The 18346-nt window shown below is 59.8% G+C and carries 15 protein-coding genes and 1 pseudogene; 6 read left to right on the top strand and 10 right to left on the bottom strand.

The genetic code is table 11. The features are described 5' to 3' along the window. Window positions 1-6: 6 nt before the first annotated feature. The 3 genes from AACY19_RS06970 (at window position 7) to AACY19_RS06960 (ending at window position 5464) form a co-directional block, all read left to right on the top strand. The gene (locus AACY19_RS06970; RefSeq protein ID WP_339449262.1) at window positions 7-1107 is read left to right on the top strand and encodes a DUF1513 domain-containing protein; all 1101 of its coding nucleotides are present in this window, start codon (window positions 7-9) and stop codon (window positions 1105-1107) included. Between the two features lie 168 nt (window positions 1108-1275). After that, window positions 1276-2424, top strand: coding sequence for an efflux RND transporter periplasmic adaptor subunit (locus AACY19_RS06965; protein ID WP_339449260.1), 1149 nt, complete (start codon window positions 1276-1278; stop codon window positions 2422-2424). A gap of 13 nt (window positions 2425-2437) precedes the next feature. Continuing rightward, a complete protein-coding gene (locus AACY19_RS06960; protein ID WP_339449258.1) occupies window positions 2438-5464 on the top strand; it encodes a multidrug efflux RND transporter permease subunit in 3027 nt (1008 codons plus the stop codon). Between the two features lie 97 nt (window positions 5465-5561). Here AACY19_RS06960 and AACY19_RS06955 read toward each other — a convergent pair whose 3' ends face one another. The 5 genes and pseudogenes from AACY19_RS06955 to AACY19_RS06935 all read right to left on the bottom strand — a co-directional run. Further along, window positions 5562-5789 carry a hypothetical protein gene (locus AACY19_RS06955; protein ID WP_339449256.1) on the bottom strand — a complete coding sequence of 76 codons (228 nt, stop codon included), beginning with the start codon at window positions 5787-5789 and terminating at the stop codon, window positions 5562-5564. A gap of 2 nt (window positions 5790-5791) precedes the next feature. After that, entirely contained in the window at window positions 5792-6505 is a 714-nt protein-coding gene (locus tag AACY19_RS06950; protein WP_339449254.1) for a lipopolysaccharide kinase InaA family protein, read from the bottom strand. 4 nt (window positions 6506-6509) lie between these two features. Next, entirely contained in the window at window positions 6510-7178 is a 669-nt protein-coding gene (locus AACY19_RS06945) for a class I SAM-dependent methyltransferase (RefSeq protein ID WP_339449252.1), read from the bottom strand. Between the two features lie 161 nt (window positions 7179-7339). After that, entirely contained in the window at window positions 7340-8614 is a 1275-nt protein-coding gene (locus tag AACY19_RS06940) for a sensor histidine kinase (RefSeq protein WP_339449250.1), read from the bottom strand. A 5-nt stretch (window positions 8615-8619) separates the two neighbouring features. Beyond that, window positions 8620-9285 (bottom strand): annotated as a pseudogene (locus AACY19_RS06935) (response regulator transcription factor); the annotation flags it as partial. A gap of 219 nt (window positions 9286-9504) precedes the next feature. Here AACY19_RS06935 and AACY19_RS06930 point away from each other — a divergent pair. Continuing rightward, a complete protein-coding gene (locus AACY19_RS06930; RefSeq protein ID WP_339449246.1) occupies window positions 9505-10248 on the top strand; it encodes a phosphatase PAP2 family protein in 744 nt (247 codons plus the stop codon). Window positions 10249-10377: 129 nt separating this feature from the next. Here the strand turns inward: AACY19_RS06930 and groL are convergent, their stop codons facing one another. The 4 genes from groL to AACY19_RS06910 all read right to left on the bottom strand — a co-directional run bounded on the left by groL (window position 10378) and on the right by AACY19_RS06910 (window position 13902). After that, window positions 10378-12024, bottom strand: coding sequence for a chaperonin GroEL (gene groL / locus AACY19_RS06925; protein WP_339449244.1), 1647 nt, complete (start codon window positions 12022-12024; stop codon window positions 10378-10380). A gap of 50 nt (window positions 12025-12074) precedes the next feature. Then, window positions 12075-12368: a co-chaperone GroES gene (locus AACY19_RS06920; protein ID WP_007916610.1), complete on the bottom strand. Its 294-nt coding sequence runs from the start codon at window positions 12366-12368 to the stop codon at window positions 12075-12077. Window positions 12369-12628: 260 nt separating this feature from the next. After that, window positions 12629-13105 carry an FxsA family protein gene (locus tag AACY19_RS06915; protein ID WP_339449242.1) on the bottom strand — a complete coding sequence of 159 codons (477 nt, stop codon included), beginning with the start codon at window positions 13103-13105 and terminating at the stop codon, window positions 12629-12631. Window positions 13106-13170: 65 nt separating this feature from the next. Then, window positions 13171-13902 carry a HugZ family pyridoxamine 5'-phosphate oxidase gene (locus AACY19_RS06910; RefSeq protein WP_339449240.1) on the bottom strand — a complete coding sequence of 244 codons (732 nt, stop codon included), beginning with the start codon at window positions 13900-13902 and terminating at the stop codon, window positions 13171-13173. Between the two features lie 164 nt (window positions 13903-14066). Here AACY19_RS06910 and AACY19_RS06905 point away from each other — a divergent pair, with 164 nt between their 5' ends. Then, window positions 14067-14825: an SDR family oxidoreductase gene (locus tag AACY19_RS06905; RefSeq protein ID WP_339449238.1), complete on the top strand. Its 759-nt coding sequence runs from the start codon at window positions 14067-14069 to the stop codon at window positions 14823-14825. A gap of 126 nt (window positions 14826-14951) precedes the next feature. Here AACY19_RS06905 and apbC read toward each other — a convergent pair whose 3' ends face one another. After that, window positions 14952-16046, bottom strand: a complete 1095-nt coding sequence (gene apbC, locus AACY19_RS06900) for an iron-sulfur cluster carrier protein ApbC (protein ID WP_339449236.1) — start codon at window positions 16044-16046, stop codon at window positions 14952-14954. Window positions 16047-16225: 179 nt separating this feature from the next. Between apbC and metG the strand changes: the two genes are divergently transcribed. Further along, window positions 16226-18277, top strand: coding sequence for a methionine--tRNA ligase (gene metG, locus AACY19_RS06895; RefSeq protein WP_339449234.1), 2052 nt, complete (start codon window positions 16226-16228; stop codon window positions 18275-18277). Window positions 18278-18346 lie beyond the last annotated feature (69 nt).

Below are 18346 nucleotides of genomic sequence, written 5' to 3'. Positions count from 1 at the left end.
ACTGCCATGCTGCGACGTCAGGTTCTGACTTTAGGTAGTGCACTGCTGGGAGCAGTGACGCTGGGCGGCTGGACGCTGTTCAAACGCAAGGATCAGAGCCCGCTGTTGCTGTCGGCGCGCGACGACACCGACGGCAAGCATTACGCCGTCGGTTATCGGCTGGACGGCAAACAGGTGTTCGCCACCGAAGTCGGCCAGCGCTGCCACGACATCATCAACCACCCGACGCAGCCAATTGCGTTGTTCGTCGCGCGGCGTCCAGGCACCGAGAGTTACCTGATCGACCTGCGCGACGGCACGTTGCTGCAAACCGTGACTTCGCAGCCGAACCGGCACTTCTACGGCCACGCCGTGGTGCACAAGGACGGCGAGTACCTCTACGCCACCGAAAACGACACGAGCGATCCCGGTCGCGGCTTGCTCGGCGTGTACAGGTTCGAAGGCGAGCGACTGGTGCACACGGGCGAGATTTCCACCCACGGTCTCGGCCCGCATCAAGTGTCGTGGATGCCCGACGGCGAGACGCTGGTGGTGGCCAACGGCGGGATTCGTACCGAGGCGGAAAGCCGCGTCGACATGAACCTCAATGCCATGGAGCCGAGTCTGGTGCTGATGCAGCGCGACGGTACGCTGCTGAGCAAGGAAACCCTCGCCCAACAGATGAACAGCGTGCGGCATCTGGGCATTGCCAGCGACGGCACCATCGTTGCCGGTCAGCAATTCATGGGCGCCTCCCACGAGCGCTCGGAATTGCTGGCGATCAAGCGTCCGGGGCAGCCGTTCATGGCGTTCCCGGTGCCGGAGCATCAGTTGCAGTCGATGGGGCATTACACCGCCAGCGTCGCAGTGCACAGTGATCTACGCCTGGTCGCATTGACGGCGCCGCGGGGCAATCGCTTCTTTATCTGGGATCTGGACAGCGGCGAAGTCCGCCTCGACGCGCCGTTGCCCGATTGCGCGGGCGTCGGTGCGGTGAAGGACGGGTTTGTCGTGACCTCAGGGCAAGGCCGTTGCCGTTACTACGATTGCCGTCAGGACGAGTTGCTGGCCAGACCGCTGGAATTGCCGGCAGGGCTCTGGGACAACCATCTTCATCTGATGGCTTGAACCCGCCGCGAAAGATCGCAGCCTTCGGCCGCTCCTGCAGGGGATTGCATTCCAGTGCAGGAACTGCCGAAGGCTGCGATCTTTTGCTGTGCCGGGAGTTGGAATCCCCCCTGTACTCGGAGTAATGTGCCCGCCTGTCTCACCTGATTTATCCAAGGAACTGGAAATATGCTGCGTCGCCGCATGCTGATCATGTTGGGTGTTGTCTTGCTGATCGTCCTGGTGCTGGGCGGGTACAAAGCCTTTTCGATCTACACCATGATCCAGGGCTTTTCCAAGCCGAAGCCGCCGATCAGTGTCGCCGTCGCCAATGCGACCGAACAGCCGTGGCAGATGCGGCTGCCCACCGTCGGCACGCTCAAGGCGCTGCAAGGTGTCGAGTTGAGCCTGGAAGTCGCCGGCACCGTTACTGAACTCAAGTTCCAGTCCGGACAGAAGGTCAAGGCCGGGCAGCCGCTGTTGCAACTCGACAGCGCCGTCGAAACCGCCCTGCTCGAAACCGCAAAAGCCGATCTCGGTCTGGCGCAACTGGATTTCGGTCGTGGTGCCCAACTGGTCGACAGCCGCGCCATTTCCAAAGGCGAATACGACCGCCTCTCCGCGGTCTTGCAAAAGAACAAGGCCACGGTCAATCAGCTCAACGCCTCGCTGGCGAAAAAACGCATTCTCGCCCCCTTCAGCGGCACCATCGGCATCCGTCAGGTCGACGTCGGCGACTACCTCGCCAGCGGCACCAGAATCGCCACCCTGCAGGACTTGAGCAGCCTCTACGCTGACTTCTACCTGCCCGAGCAATCGGTGCCGAAACTGGCCATCGGCCAACCGGTGCAGATCACGGTCGCGGCTTACCCGGGCCAGAAATTCGCGGGCAAGGTCAGCGCGATCAACCCCATTGTCGAAAGCACCACGCGCAATATCCTCGTGCGCGCCACGCTGGCCAACCCGGACGAAAAACTCCTGCCGGGGATGTTCGCCAGTCTTGAAGTGCTCCTGCCCGATCCGCAAAAACACATCGTGGTGCCGGAAAGCGCCATCACCTACACCCTCTACGGCAACTCGATCTACGTGGTCGCACAGAAGAAAGCCGAGGACGGCAGCGTCGAAAAGGATGACAAGGGCCAACCCGTACTGATTGCCGAGCGTCGCTTCATCGAAACCGGTGAACGCCGCGATGGCCTGGTGATGATCAACAAGGGCGTACAGAGCGGCGAGCAGGTGGTGACCGCCGGCCAGATCAAACTGGACAACGGTGCCAACATCGCCATCAGCGACGACAAGACCCTCGGCGAGCAGAACAGTCCGCCTCGCGCCGACTGATCAAGGAATCCCCATGGCTTTTACCGATCCGTTCATCCGCCGCCCGGTGCTCGCCACCGTGGTCAGCCTGTTGATTGTGCTGCTGGGCTTCCAGGCCTGGAGCAAGCTGCCGCTGCGCCAATACCCGCAAATGGAAAACGCCCTGATCACGGTGACCACCGCCTACCCCGGGGCCAACGCCGAAACCATTCAGGGCTACATCACCCAGCCGATGCAACAGAGCCTGGCCAGCGCCGAGGGCATCGACTACATGACCTCGGTCAGCCGGCAGAACTTCTCGGTGATCTCGATCTACGCGCGCATTGGCTCCAACACCGACCGCTTGTTCACCGAACTGCTGGCCAAGGCCAACGAGGTGAAGAACAAGCTGCCGCAGGACGCCGAAGACCCGGTGCTGAGCAAGGAGTCCGCCGATGCCTCGGCGCTGATGTACATCAGCTTCTTCAGCAAGGACTTGAGCAACCCGCAGATCACCGACTACCTGTCCCGGGTGATCCAGCCAAAACTGGCGACCCTGCCGGGCATGGCCGAAGCCGAGATTCTCGGCAATCAGGTGTTCGCCATGCGCCTGTGGCTCGACCCGGTGAAACTCGCCGGTTTCGGCCTCAGCGCCAGTGATGTGACCAACGCCGTGCGCCAGTACAACTTTCTCTCCGCCGCCGGCGAAGTGAAAGGCGAATACACCGTTACCAGCATCAACGCCAACACCGAACTGAAATCCGCCGAAGCCTTTGCCGCCATTCCGCTCAAGGTCGACGGCGATAGCCGCGTGCTGCTCAGCGATGTCGCGCGGGTCGAGATGGGCGCGGAAAACTACGACTCGATCAGCTCGTTCGGCGGCACGCCGTCGGTGTACATCGGCATCAAGGCCACACCGGGGGCCAACCCGCTGGATGTGATCAAGGAAGTGCGCAAGCTGATGCCGGAGCTGGAAGCGCAGCTGCCACCGAACCTCAAGAGCGAAATCGCCTACGACGCCACCCTGTTCATTCAAGCCTCCATCGACGAAGTGGTGAAAACCCTGTTCGAAGCGGTGCTGATCGTCATCGTTGTGGTGTTCCTGTTCCTCGGCGCGCTGCGCTCGGTGGTCATTCCGGTGGTGACCATTCCGCTGTCGATGATCGGCGTGATGTTCTTCATGCAGATGATGGGCTACTCGATGAACCTGCTGACGCTGCTGGCGATGGTGCTCGCCATCGGTCTGGTGGTGGACGATGCGATTGTCGTGGTGGAGAACATCCACCGGCACATCGAGGAAGGCAAAACCCCGTTTGAGGCGGCGCTGGAAGGTGCGCGGGAAATCGCCATGCCGGTGGTATCGATGACCATCACCCTGGCGGCGGTGTACGCGCCAATCGGTTTCCTCACCGGTCTGACCGGGGCGCTGTTCAAGGAATTCGCGCTGACGTTGGCCGGCGCGGTGGTGATCTCCGGCGTTGTCGCCCTGACCCTGTCACCGATGATGTGCGCCTTCTTGCTGCGCCATGAGGAAAACCCCAGCGGCCTCGCCCATCGTCTCGACCGCCTCTTCGACGGACTCAAGCGCCGCTACCAAAGCATGCTGCACGGCACGCTCAATACCCGGCCAGTCGTGCTGGTATTCGCGGTGATCGTGCTGTGCCTGATTCCAGTGTTCCTCAAGTTCACCAAGTCGGAACTGGCTCCAGACGAGGACCAGGGCATCATCTTCATGATGGCGAGCGCGCCGCAGCCGACCAACCTCGATTACCTGAGCACCTATACCGACGAATTCATCAAGATTTTCAAGGAATTCCCGGAGTACTACTCCTCGTTCCAGATCAACGGCTACAACGGCGTGCAAGCGGGGATCGGCGGCTTCCTGCTGAAACCGTGGAACGAGCGCAGCCGCACGCAAATGGAAATTCTCCCCGAGGTGCAGGGCAAACTCGAAGGCATCCCGGGCCTGCAGATCTTCGGTTTCAACCTGCCCTCGCTGCCCGGCACCGGCGAGGGCCTGCCGTTCGAGTTTGTGGTCAACACGGCCAACGACTACGAACTGCTGCTGCAAGTGGCTGAGCGAATCAAGAAACGCGCGATGGAGTCGGGCAAGTTCGCCTTCGTCGACCTCGATCTGGCGTTCGACAAGCCGGAAGTGGTGGTCGATATCGACCGTGCGAAAGCGGCGCAGATGGGCGTGTCGATGCAAGACCTCGGCGGTACCCTCGCCACCCTGCTGGGCGAAGCGGAAATCAACCGTTTCACCATCGAAGGGCGCAGCTACAAGGTCATTGCTCAGGTCGAGCGGCCGTACCGCGACAATCCCGACTGGCTGAACAATTACTACGTGAAAAACACTCAGGGCGAGTTGCTGCCGCTGTCGACGCTGATCAAGGTCAGCGACCGCGCACGACCGCGCCAGCTCAACCAGTTCCAGCAACTCAACGCGGCGAAGATCTCCGGTTTCCCGCTGGTGAGCATGGGTGAAGCCATCGACACTGTGCTGCAGATCGCCCGCGAAGAAGCGCCGGCCGGGTTTGCTTTCGATTATGGCGGCGCGTCACGTCAGTTCGTGCAGGAAGGCAGTGCCTTGTGGGTGACGTTTGCCTTGGCGCTGGCGATTATCTTTCTGGTGCTGGCAGCACAGTTCGAGAGCTTCCGCGACCCGCTGGTGATTCTGGTGACGGTGCCGCTGTCGATCTGCGGGGCGTTGATTCCACTGTTCCTTGGCTGGTCGAGCATGAACATCTACACCCAGGTCGGGCTGGTGACACTGATCGGGCTGATCAGCAAACACGGGATTCTCATCGTCGAGTTCGCCAACCAGTTGCGCAAGGACAAAGGTCTGACGGCGCGGGAAGCCGTTGAGGAAGCGGCAGCGATTCGCCTACGGCCAGTGTTGATGACGACGGCAGCGATGGTGTTCGGCATGGTGCCGTTGATTCTGGCGACGGGTGCCGGAGCGGTCAGCCGCTATGATATAGGCATGGTGATTGCCACCGGGATGTCGATTGGCACGTTGTTTACGCTGTTTGTACTGCCGTGCGTTTACACCTTGCTGGCGAAACCCGATCCGAAATAATCCATAGCTCCCACATTCGGCCTGCGTATAGCCATAAAATCCGGGCGTAAAAAAAGGCCTCGCATCGGCGAGGCCTTTGATTTTGGCTTCAATCGGTTCAACTTTGCGGCCTCATCCCTTGAGAAAGTCCGAACATGAACAACAACAGATCATGATCGGGTCTGGTCGCCACGGCGGCTTTCGCCACCCGTGGGACTGCGCAGTGAGGGTCGTCTACGGACGCACCCACCACTTGCATGCGGGGCTGCTCCCAAGCGGCCACCGCCAATGACGCAACTGCCAAGGCTCCAACGAAAAACAAACCTCGTGCAATTTCTAGTTTCATCGCTATAAACCTTTGATAGCGCTGCCAAACGCCGTCTCATAAAAATAGACGAGTTTCTTCCAGTCCGTAGCGTTGAACGACGAATGGCGGCGCAATTGCTTCATGTCGTGGGAAGCGGCGCGATAAGCGGTCAACCGCTGGCGGCATTTCTCCAGATCGATCAACGCCACTTCGACCTTGGCGTCATCGCCTTCGCCGGTCACCCGCACAAATACGTGTTTGATGTAGATGCAGCTGTGTTGCCAGCGCCCTTTGTGCATCCGTGCGAGATTTTCCGCGAGGTCCTTCAGCACTCGCTCATACACCGCTTCACCATACTGCGCGCGACCGCCCGCGGCTTCCCACTTTTCCAGCTCGTCGAAGCCGTCCAGCGACTTGGTCACCAGCAGTGCACGCCACTTGTACTGCGGATCGGGCTGCGCACCGCAGAAAACGATTTCCGGTACCCGCACACCCAGCTTGCTGACACCGGTCAGGGCATCCAGCTCGCGCAGCACCGTCGGGCGTCCCAACGGGTGCTGCCAGCTGCGGTAGATATGGCCGGTCTGGCGCTTGGCATACAGCAGTTGCCCGTCACGCCCGATCACGCGTTGCACACCACTTTCGCCGCCACGGCGCACGTTGGGTTCTTCTACCCATTCACCGCGCTGGTTCCAGTAGTAGTCGAAGCGATCCTGGGGAGCGACTTCCGTCTCTGCTGCGAATTGCACTGCCATTCCTTTACCTCTTGCGTAATACGTAAACCCGCCACATGGCATAGAGCGGGATAAAATCCAATTGTTCCTGAATGCGAAAACCTGCCTCTTCGAATTCCTTTTCAACCGTAGCAGCCGGTAACACAAAACGGTTCTGGTAACCTTCCTGCCCACGTTTGGCCTCGGCCCGCTTGCGCTTCCAGGCCTTGAAATTACCGTCCACCCACAACGAAATGATCACGCTGTCACGACTGACGCGCTCGAATTCGCGCAGGATGGCCCGACGATGCTCGGCTTCACCGATGTGATGGAGCAATCGCATGCAGAAAATGCTGTCGACGGCGTTGTCAGGCAAGGCAATGTCGAACGCAGATGTGTGCAAAGGCTGTACCCGCTTCACCACATCCGCCGGTTGCGCCTGCATCGCGGTCTTGATCATCGACTCAGAGTTGTCCGCGCCAATGATCACCCGGTTGGGCTTTTCCGCGAGCAATGGCCAGAAACGCCCCGCGCCGCAGGGCAAGTCCAGCACCAGGCCCGGCTCGCCGACCAGTGTCAATGCCTTGCGAGCCAGTTGCTCGTCACGCCAATGGGACAATCGGCGGCCAAGACTGGCTTGATGCTTGCGCAAATATTTTTGCGCGTGAGTGTCATCGTACTTTTCGGAAAAATCGAGCTTGATCGGGCCGGACATCACCAGGACTCCTGAATTACTGATTGCACCACCTTAAGGAGCGATGTGTCAGCGCCAAGTCATCCATTTGTGAAAAAAACGTTGGGTACACCGGCAAACTATTTCAAGGTTATACAGGATTTAGACAGGCAAGCGGGAGTAGCCTTGAGCCACTATTGCCGTCAGATTCTCCCCAGATCCACCTCGAAGCGGCAGCCATTGGGCTCCATCGTGCTCAAACTGACGCTCCAGCCCTGGTTCTCGCAGATCCGCTGGACCAGCGATAAGCCCAGTCCCAGACCTTCGCCGCGCTTTTCACTGCCGCGCACAAAAGGCTCGAACATCGCCTCGCGTTTTTCTTCGGGAATGCCGACGCCCGAGTCCTCGACCACGAACCCATTGGTGTTGAGCGTCAGGCGAATAAAGCCCTGTTCGGTGTAGTGCAGTGCGTTACGCAACAGGTTGCCCATCACCGCCGTCAACAGGGTGGCGTTATAACAGGTGTCCGGTGGATTTCCGGGCTCGAAGATCAGCCTCAGGCCTTTGCGCTGGATCGGCTCACGCCACAGGCACAGCAGGCTCTCGGCGACTTGCGAGAGGTTTTGCTGGGGGGCCAGGCCGGCATCTTCATGCTGGGCACGGGCAAGCATGAGGAAGGTCTGCACCAGTTCGCGCATCTCCTCGCTGGCCCTGGCGATGCGCTCCACCTGGGAACGACCACGCTGGTCGATTCCCGGATTTTCCAGCAGCAGTTCACAGGAGCTGGCGAGTACCATCAACGGTGTGCGCAGCTCATGACTGACGTCACTGGTGAACAGGCGTTCCCGTGTCAGGGCCTGACGCAAGCGGCCCAGCGTGGCGTCGAACGCCACCGCCAGTTCACCGACTTCATCCTTTGCGTAGTCCGGCGCCAGCGGGGGCGCCAGCCCGAGCAACTGGTCGCGGTGGCGCACCTGCCGGGCCAGGCGTACCACCGGCGCCATCACTTTGCGCGCGAGCACCCAGCCAAGAAACACCGCCAGCGCCAGACTGAGCACAAACCCCACCAGCACCACGGCGAACAGCACGCGCTCCCGCTCTTCGAAATCGCTCTGATCCTGCAACAGCACATAACGCCGGCCGTCGACGATCTCGACCATCGCGTGATACGACAGCTGCTCGCGGAAGACTTCGTGGAACCCTGAATCAAGATGACGCAGGTCCTTGGGCAACTCGAAATCGCCCGGCCCGCCACTGAAATAAAACAGCTGATCCGGCTCAGGCCGATGACTCCAGTCCGAGACGTTGTCCATCAACAGCAGGCGTTGCAAGTCGCCGCCGAGGCCCGCCGAAATCAGTTTTTCTTCGACGAGGTGCACCGTCGCGACGATGCCCATGGCGAAAGCGCCGGCCACCAGCGCACTCATCAACGCAAAGGCAATGATGATCCGCTGGGAAAGGCTTTGGCGAAACTCCATCACGCGTCGGCCAGGCGGTAACCCACGCCGTGCACGGTATGCAGCAGTGGTTTGGCAAACGGTTTATCAATCACCTGACGCAATTGGTGAACGTGACTGCGCAGGCTGTCACTGTCCGGGCAGTCATCACCCCACAGCGCTTCTTCGAGAATTTCCCGACGCAGAACGTGTGGGCTCTTCTGCATCAACACTGCCAGCAACTTGAGGCCGACCGGGTTGAGTTTCAGCAGTTTGCCGTCGCGCGTGACTTCAAGGGTGTCGAGGTCATAGCTCAGATCGGCGACCTGCAAGGCGCGGCGTCCGCCACCCTGGGCCCGACGCATCACCGCCTCCACCCGTGCCGCCAGCTCGGACAAGGCGAAGGGCTTGATCAGGTAATCGTCAGCCCCTGACTTGAAGCCCTGCAAGCGGTCGTCCAGTTGATCACGGGCGGTAAGCATGATCACCGGTGTGTCGCGCCGGGCGTCCTCGCGCAGGCGTTTGCACAAGGTATAGCCATCAATCCCCGGCAACATGATGTCGAGCACGATCAGGTCGTAATGTTCGGTGGCGGCCAGATGCAGGCCCGACAGACCGTCCTGGGCGCAATCGACGGTATAGCCCTTAAGGCCCAGGTAATCGGCCAGATTGGCCAGGATATCGCGGTTGTCTTCGACCAATAGAATTCGCATGGGCACCTCCTCCGTACACGGTAACGGCCGTCATGGCCCGCGCAGCTTAAGGCCAAGTGTGGCTGAGGGCTAGGCGTGTGTTGGGTTGTCTGGAGATAAAAACGTTCATTGTGCCCGCCAACGTTTTTTTTACTTTCAGTTAACAAATTGCCGACGCCGGCCCGCGCAGACTGCGCGCGTTTACGCTCCTCAGAACCTATCAACGACCAAGGAATTACCATGCCGTCGATCTCTGCCCGCCCCGTTTCCAGGCCGTTGAACGGCTGGCTGTGCCTGGGAATCCCCATTGTCGCGGCGACTATCCTGGTGCTGCTGGAACTGACCGATCTGGACATGGACCTGGCCCGACTGTTTTACGATCCGGTGGCCGGCGACTTCATTGGGCGCCACAGCTACTTCCTCGAAGACATCCTGCACGACCGCGCCAAGCAAGTGGTGATCGCCTTTTCGGTGTTTGCCATCCTCGGTTTCATCGGCGCGTTTTTCCTCGAACGCTTGAAACCGTTCAAGCGTGAACTGGGGTGTCTGGTGCTTTCGCTGGGTCTGGCGACTTCGTTCGTGACGCCGGTGAAAGCAATGACGGCGGTGCAATGCCCATGGAGCCTGGAGCAATTCGGCGGCCATGAAACCTACAGCAAACTGATGGAACACCGTCCGCAGACCGACAAGCCGGGTCGTTGCTGGCCCGGCGGCCATGCCGCCACTGGCTTCACCTTGTTTGCACTGTTCTTTGTGCTTCGTGATCGCCGACCGCGTCTGGCACGACAAGCGTTTATCTTTGCCTTTGCCTTGGGCTCGGTGTTCTCGATCAGCCGGATGATGCAGGGCGCACACTTCTTTTCGCACAACGTGTGGACGGCGATTTTCTGCTGGCTGATCTGTCTGGGATCGTATTACTGGGTGCTGTATCGCCCGGTAGTGAAAGCAGAATCGATTGTCAGAGCACAACCGATAAGCACCTGAAACGCAAATCCAGTGTAGGAGTGAGCCTGCTCGCGCCTACAAGGGTTATGTGCGTAGCGGAAAATTGGGCAATAAAAAACCCCGCTGGCTTGCGCCAGCGGGGTTTTGCGTTACAGGGGTAAGGCTGGCTTACATCATGCCGCCCATGCCACCCATGCCGCCCATGTCTGGCATACCGCCGCCAGCTGCGCCTGCTTTCTCAGGCGTGTTGGCCACTGCAGCCTCGGTGGTCAGGATCAGACCGCCGATGGACGATGCCGCTTGCAGCGCCGAACGGGTGACCTTGGTTGGGTCCAGGATGCCCATTTCGATCATGTCGCCGTATTCGCCAGTCGCAGCGTTGTAACCGAAGTTACCTTTGCCGTTCTTGACTTCATTGACGACGACGCTTGGCTCGTCACCGGAGTTGGCAGCGATCTGACGCAGCGGCGCTTCAACAGCGCGACGCAGCACAGCGATACCGACGTTCTGGTCAGCGTTGTCGCCGGTCAGTTCGGTCAGGGCTTCCAGAGCGCGGATCAGCGCTACGCCACCGCCAGGTACCACGCCTTCTTCTACGGCTGCACGGGTAGCGTGCAGGGCGTCTTCAACGCGGGCTTTCTTCTCTTTCATTTCGACTTCGGAACCAGCGCCAACCTTGATCACTGCAACGCCGCCGGACAGCTTGGCCAGACGCTCTTGCAGTTTTTCACGGTCGTAGTCCGAGGAAGTTTCAGCAACCTGGGCACGGATCTGGGCGATGCGCGCTTCGATGTCGCCTGCTACGCCAGCACCGTCAACGATGATGGTGTTTTCCTTGGAGATGGTCACGCGCTTGGCGCTGCCCAGGTTTTCCAGGGTGGCGGCTTCCAGGCTCAGGCCGATCTCTTCGGAGATCACGGTACCGCCGGTCAGAACAGCGATGTCCTGCAGCATGGCCTTGCGACGGTCGCCGAAGCCTGGCGCCTTGACGGCTGCGACTTTAACGATGCCACGCATGTTGTTCACAACCAGAGTCGCCAGGGCTTCGCCTTCAACGTCTTCGGAAATGATCAGCAGTGGACGGCCGGCTTTGGCAACGGCTTCCAGCACTGGCAGCATTTCGCGGATGTTCGAGATCTTTTTGTCGACCAGCAAGACCAGTGGGTTGTCCAGTTCGGCAACCATGGTTTCCGGCTTGTTGACGAAGTAAGGGGACAGGTAGCCACGGTCGAACTGCATGCCTTCTACAACCGACAGTTCGTTTTCCAGGCCAGTGCCTTCTTCAACGGTGATCACGCCTTCTTTACCGACTTTTTCCATGGCTTCGGCAATGATGTCGCCGATGGAGTTGTCGGAGTTGGCAGAGATGGTGCCAACCTGAGCGATGGCCTTGGTGTCAGCGCATGGCTTGGACAGGGCTTTCAGCTCTTTGACGATGGCGATGGTCGCCTTGTCGATGCCGCGCTTGAGGTCCATCGGGTTCATGCCGGCAGCGACGGCTTTCAGGCCTTCGTTGACGATCGACTGAGCCAGAACAGTCGCGGTGGTCGTACCATCGCCTGCGTCATCGTTGGCACGGGAAGCTACGTCTTTGACCAGCTGCGCACCCATGTTTTCAAAGCGATCTTCGAGCTCGATTTCCTTGGCGACGGAAACGCCGTCCTTGGTGATGGTCGGAGCGCCGAAGCTCTTCTCGAGGATCACGTTACGGCCTTTCGGGCCCAGGGTCGCTTTTACCGCGTCAGCCAGAACGTTGACGCCTTTGAGCATCTTGGAGCGGGCGGCATCGCCGAACTTAACTTCTTTAGCAGCCATGATCGATATTCCTTAAATACTTTGTAGTAGCGGGAAAATGAACGGAGGTATCAGCCTTCGATAACAGCGAGGATTTCGTTCTCGCTCATTACCAACAGGTCTTCGCCGTCGACTTTCACAGTGTTGCTGCCGGAGTAAGGACCGAACACAACCTTGTCGCCTTCCTTAACGGACAGTGCGCGCACTTCACCGTTTTCCAGAGCCTTGCCCGGGCCTACAGCGAGAATCACACCGTGGTTGGCTTTTTCAGCAGCCGAACCTGGCAGGACGATACCGCCAGCGGTTTTCTTTTCTTCTTCGCTGCGACGGATTACGACGCGGTCATGCAGAGGACGAAGCTTCATTGTCGATCTCTCCTAATTGTGGTTTTCATCGGCCGGTGTAGTCCCGGCGGGTTTAACAAATCCGGCCTGCGCCGGTTGCGTCTCGTCGAGCGAGCCGCGGAAGTCTGTCCGACTCAAATGTCGGAAACCTTTCGGTGACCGATACATAAGGGCGCATCAGCTGATTACAAGGGCGAGGCGAAAAATTTTTCACTGATGTTCGGCAAGAACGCAGTCCACAAACGAACACGGCACCCGCAGGTGCCGTGTCGATGCTGACGTTACTTGGTGTCGCGGTGTTCGAACTCGCCTTCGATCACATCGCCCTCGCGGCCCAGAGGTTGACGCGGTGCAGGACCACCACGGGGTTGCAGGTCATCGGCGAACGCGCGCTGGCGCATGGCCTGTTCTTCAGCGCGCTGGCGCATCTTGTTTGCCAACAGACGACGGCTGATCGGCAACAGCATCACCAGACCGACCACATCGCTGATGAAGCCCGGCAGGATCAACAGACCACCGGCCAGCGCCAGCATCAAGCCTTCGAGCATGGTTTGCGCGGGCAACTCGCCGCGGTTCAGGCTTTCGCGGGCTCGCAGGGCCGTAGCCAGCCCGGCGACACGCAGCACGAACACACCGAACATCGAGCCGACAATAATCAGCAGCAGGGCCGGGAAAAACCCGATAGCCCCTGCCACTTTGACGAATACGAACAGCTCCAGCACCGGAAACAGCAGAAAGAGCAACAAAAAAGGGCGCATCAAAGTTTCCTCAACGCAAGAAATGCCTTGCAGTAAGCCTTAGATGACGTCGCCCTTTCGTGAATTCAAGCGTCGACCACCTCATTTTTTGGCCAGACCTGGGCGTGAGCCAGCGAAACCAAGGCTTCGCGCACTTGTGTCGGCGTATTACAAGGCGTTGGGAACGGCAACCAATACAGCGCCTGACCGATGCGCAGGTGCATGCCTTCGCTGTCGATCCCGGCCAGTTGTGCCGGCACGCTGCCCGGCAGACCGGCGAGGTCGACGTAGTGCGCGATGGCTTTGGCGTGGTCGCTGTTCATGTGCTCGACCATGCTGATTTCAGCCTTGCCGGCGAACGGGTTGGCCAGGATCAACTGATCGACCCAGTGAATCGCCCCAAAACCGCCGATGTAACGATGACGCACCGGCATCAGCACCCAGAAATCGAAATCGTGGGCCTTGTGGTAGTTCTGCGAATCGGGGAAGTAACGGTAGTAGCGCTCGGCGGCGGCTTCAATCGCCGCCGGATCGTCGAGCTTGCGTGCTTCGGCCAGATAGGTCAGACGACCGACGGCCTGAACATCATCGGCCTCGCGCTCACCCACCAGCAACGAGCATTTCGGGTCTTTTTGCAGGTTGTGCGTGTGCTGGGCGATGCGACTGATGAGGATCAGCGGCCGGCCCTGCTCGTCCAGGCAGTACGGCACGACGGAGCCAAAGGGAAAACCGGGCATCGATTTGGAGTGGGTCGACAGTACTCCGCGGTATTCCTTGAGAAGCAATTCTCGGGCATTCTTCGCCACTTCAACGCTCAATTTATGACTCCTTAAATAGAATCCGTCGAAAAAACGGACTGGCGCCCGAATACAAGTTTCGGTCACGCCATCGGGCAACTCTCACGTGCATCCCGGCCAAGGCCGGAGCAGATCGAGAGACGCTGATAAAAACAACTACTCAGACCTGCTATCGGGGCATGCGCATGCAACTCAACGACAAAGTAATCATTATCACTGGCGGTTGCCAGGGTTTGGGCCGCTCGATGGCCGAGTATTTCGCCGGCAAAGGCGCGAAGCTCGCGTTGGTCGATCTCAATCAGGAGAAACTCGATGACGCGGTCGCGGCCTGCAAGGCCAAGGGTGTCGAGGCTCGCGGTTATCTGTGCAACGTTGCCAATGAAGAACAGGTCGGGCACATGGTCGCCCAGGTTGCCGCCGATTTCGGGGCGATCCACGGCTTGATCAACAATGCGGGCATTCTGCGCGATGGTCTGCTGCTGAAGGTCAAGGACGGCGAAATGACCAAGATGAGCCTGGCCCAGTGGCAGGCGGTCATCGACGTCAACCTGACCGGCGTGTTCCTCTGCACCCGAGAAGTGGCGGCGAAAATGGTCGAACTGAAAACCAGCGGCGCGATCATCAATATCTCGTCGATCTCCCGTGCGGGCAACGTCGGTCAGACCAACTATTCTGCGGCCAAGGCAGGCGTGGCGGCGGCGACCGTGACCTGGGCCAAAGAGCTGGCGCGTTACGGCATTCGCGTGGCCGGCATCGCGCCGGGCTTCATCGAAACCGAAATGACCCTGGGCATGAAACCGGAAGCACTGGAGAAGATGACTGCGGGGATTCCGCTCAAGCGCATGGGCAAGCCGGAAGAGATCGCCCATTCGGCGGCTTACATCTTTGAGAACGACTATTACACCGGTCGGATTCTGGAGATGGATGGCGGTTTACGTATCTGACTGCCAACACAAAAACCGCTGTGGGAGCAGGCTTGCTCGCGAATCCGGTGGGTCAGACAACATCTCTGTCGACTGACACACCGGCTTCGCGGGCAAGCCCGCTCCCAGCGTTTAATGTGCTTCTGATCAATCGTCACTGATGGTGATGTTCGGCATCGCCGGCGTAACCGCTTCCTGCAACACAATCCGCGCGCCGACGTGGCGGGCCAGTTCCTGATAGACCATGGCAATCTGGCTGTCCGGCTCGGCGATCACCGTTGGCTTGCCGCCATCGGCCTGCTCGCGGATCAGCATCGACAACGGCAACGAGGCCAGCAGTTCAACGCCGAACTGGGTGGCCAGTTTCTCACCGCCGCCCTCACCGAACAGATGCTCGGCATGCCCGCAGTTCGAGCAGATGTGCACGGCCATGTTTTCCACCACACCCAGCACCGGAATGTTGACCTTGCGGAACATTTCCACGCCTTTGCGCGCGTCGAGCAGCGCCAGATCCTGCGGGGTGGTGACGATGACCGCGCCGGCCACCGGGACTTTCTGCGCCAGGGTCAGCTGGATGTCGCCGGTGCCTGGCGGCATGTCGATCACCAGATAATCGAGGTCGCCCCACGCGGTTTGCGTGACCAGTTGCAGCAGCGCGCCGGAGACCATAGGCCCGCGCCAGACCATCGGCGTGTTGTCGTCGGTCAGGAAAGCCATCGACATGACTTCCACGCCGTGGGCCTTGAGCGGCACGAACCATTTCTGGTCCTTGATTTCAGGGCGGGTGCGCTCGGGAATGCCGAACATGATGCCTTGGCTCGGACCATAGATATCGGCATCGAGAATGCCGACCTTGGCGCCTTCACGGGCCAGGGCCAACGCGAGGTTGGCAGCGGTGGTCGATTTGCCCACACCGCCCTTGCCGGAGGCCACGGCGACCACGTTCTTGACGTTGGCCAGCCCCGGAATCTGCGCCTGCGCCTTGTGCGCGGCGATCACGGTGGTGATCTCGACTTTCGCCGCCGTCACGCCGTCGAGGTTCTCGATCGCCAGCTGCAACATTTGCGCCCAGCCGCTCTTGAACAGACCGGCGGCGTAGCCGATTTCCAGTTGCACGTTGACGCGATCACCGACGACTTCGATGTGCTTCACGCAACCGGCGCTGACCGGGTCCTGGTTCAGATAGGGGTCGGTGTATTGGCTGAGGACGGCTTCCACCGTTGCGCGAGTGACGGCGCTCATGGGCAACTCCGATAACAAGACTGGGAAAAGATGGCGGGTATCGTACCTGAAAAAGATCGCAGCCTTCGGCAGCGTTCTTTTCTGCCTGCTCATCCACTGAAACAGGTGCACAGGGTGAAAAATATGCGCCAGCGCTTTATAGTGGCCGACCTCCGTTTCATCAAGTAGCGAAGCCCCACATGTCCGAACCACGCAAGATCCTCGTCACCAGCGCCCTGCCTTACGCCAACGGTTCGATTCACCTTGGCCATATGCTGGAATACATCCAGACCGATATGTGGGTGCGCTTCCAGAAGCATCGCGGCAATCAATGCATCTATGTCTGCGCCGACGACGCCCACGGTTCGGCGATCATGCTGCGTGCAGAAAAGGAAGGCATTACCCCGGAGCAACTGATCGCCAACGTGCAGGCTGAACACAGCGCCGACTTTGCCGAGTTCCTGGTCGATTTTGACAACTTCCACTCCACTCACGCCGAAGAAAACCGTGAGCTGTCGAGTCAGATCTATCTCAAACTGCGTGACGCGGGGCACATCGCCCAGCGTTCGATCACCCAGTATTTCGACCCGGAAAAGAAAATGTTCCTGGCCGACCGCTTCATCAAGGGCACTTGCCCGAAATGCGGCACCGAAGACCAGTATGGCGACAACTGCGAAAAATGCGGCGCGACCTACGCACCGACTGATCTGAAAGATCCGAAGTCGGCCATCTCTGGCGCCACCCCGGTGCTCAAGGATTCCCAGCACTTCTTCTTCAAGCTGCCGGACTTCCAGGAAATGCTGCAGGCCTGGACCCGCAGCGGCACGTTGCAGGACGCAGTCGCCAACAAGATCGCCGAATGGCTGGACGCGGGCCTGCAACAGTGGGATATCTCCCGCGATGCGCCGTACTTCGGTTTCGAAATCCCGGGCGAACCGGGCAAGTATTTCTACGTGTGGCTGGATGCGCCTATCGGCTACATGGCCAGCTTCAAGAACCTTTGCGACCGCACGCCGGAGCTGGATTTCGACGCATTCTGGGGCAAGGACTCCACTGCCGAGCTGTATCACTTCATCGGCAAGGACATCGTCAACTTCCACGCGCTGTTCTGGCCAGCGATGCTTGAAGGCGCGGGCTACCGCAAGCCTACCGGGATCAACGTGCACGGCTACCTGACCGTCAACGGCCAGAAGATGTCCAAGTCTCGTGGCACATTCATCAAGGCGCGCACCTACCTCGATCATCTGTCGCCGGAATACCTGCGTTACTACTACGCGGCCAAACTGGGCCGTGGCGTCGATGACCTCGACCTGAACCTCGAAGACTTCGTGCAGAAGGTCAATTCCGACCTGGTCGGCAAAGTGGTCAACATCGCCAGCCGTTGCGCCGGTTTTATCCACAAGGGCAACGCCGGCCTGCTGGTCGACAACAATGCCGCGCCAGAGCTGACCGAGGCGTTCCTCGCCGCCGCGCCAGGCATTGCCGACGCCTATGAAGCCCGCGACTTCGCCCGTGCCATGCGTGAAACCATGGCCCTGGCCGACCGCGCCAACGCCTGGATCGCCGACAAGGCACCGTGGTCGCTGAACAAGCAGGAAGGCAAGCAGGATGAAGTCCAGGCGATCTGCGCCACCGGCATTAACCTGTTCCGCCAGCTGGTGATCTTCCTCAAGCCGGTGCTGCCTCTGCTGGCCGCCGATGCCGAGGCGTTCCTCAACGTCGCCCCGCTGACCTGGAACGACCACACCACCCTGCTGGCCAACCATCAGTTGAACGAATTCAAACCGTTGATGACCCGCATCGACCCGGTAAAAGTACAAGCCATGACCGACGCTTCGAAGGAAGACCTGACCGCCAGCCAGACCGACACGGGTGCCGCCGCACCGGCGGGTAATGGCGAACTGGCCAAGGACCCGCTGTCGCCGGAAATCGACTTCGACGCGTTCGCCGCCGTTGACCTGCGCGTCGCCCTGATCGTCAAGGCTGAACACGTGGAAGGCGCCGACAAGCTGCTGCGCCTGACCCTCGACCTCGGTGACGAGCAGCGCAACGTGTTCTCCGGGATCAAGAGCGCGTATCCGGACCCGTCCAGACTCGACGGTCGCCTGACCATGATGATCGCCAACCTCAAACCGCGGAAAATGAAGTTCGGTATATCCGAAGGCATGGTGATGGCAGCAGGCCCTGGCGGTGAAGAAATCTACCTGCTAAGCCCGGACAGCGGCGCCAAGCCGGGTCAACGCATCAAGTAAGGCCCTGCGACAAATCGATCCCACCGACGTGCCCTGCATGCCGGTGGGATTTTTCATATCTGGCCCACC

It is taken from the genome of Pseudomonas sp. EA_5y_Pfl2_R50 (assembly GCF_963970475.1).
GTDB lineage: Bacteria > Pseudomonadota > Gammaproteobacteria > Pseudomonadales > Pseudomonadaceae > Aquipseudomonas.
This window is presented reverse-complemented; position numbering and strand designations above follow the sequence as displayed.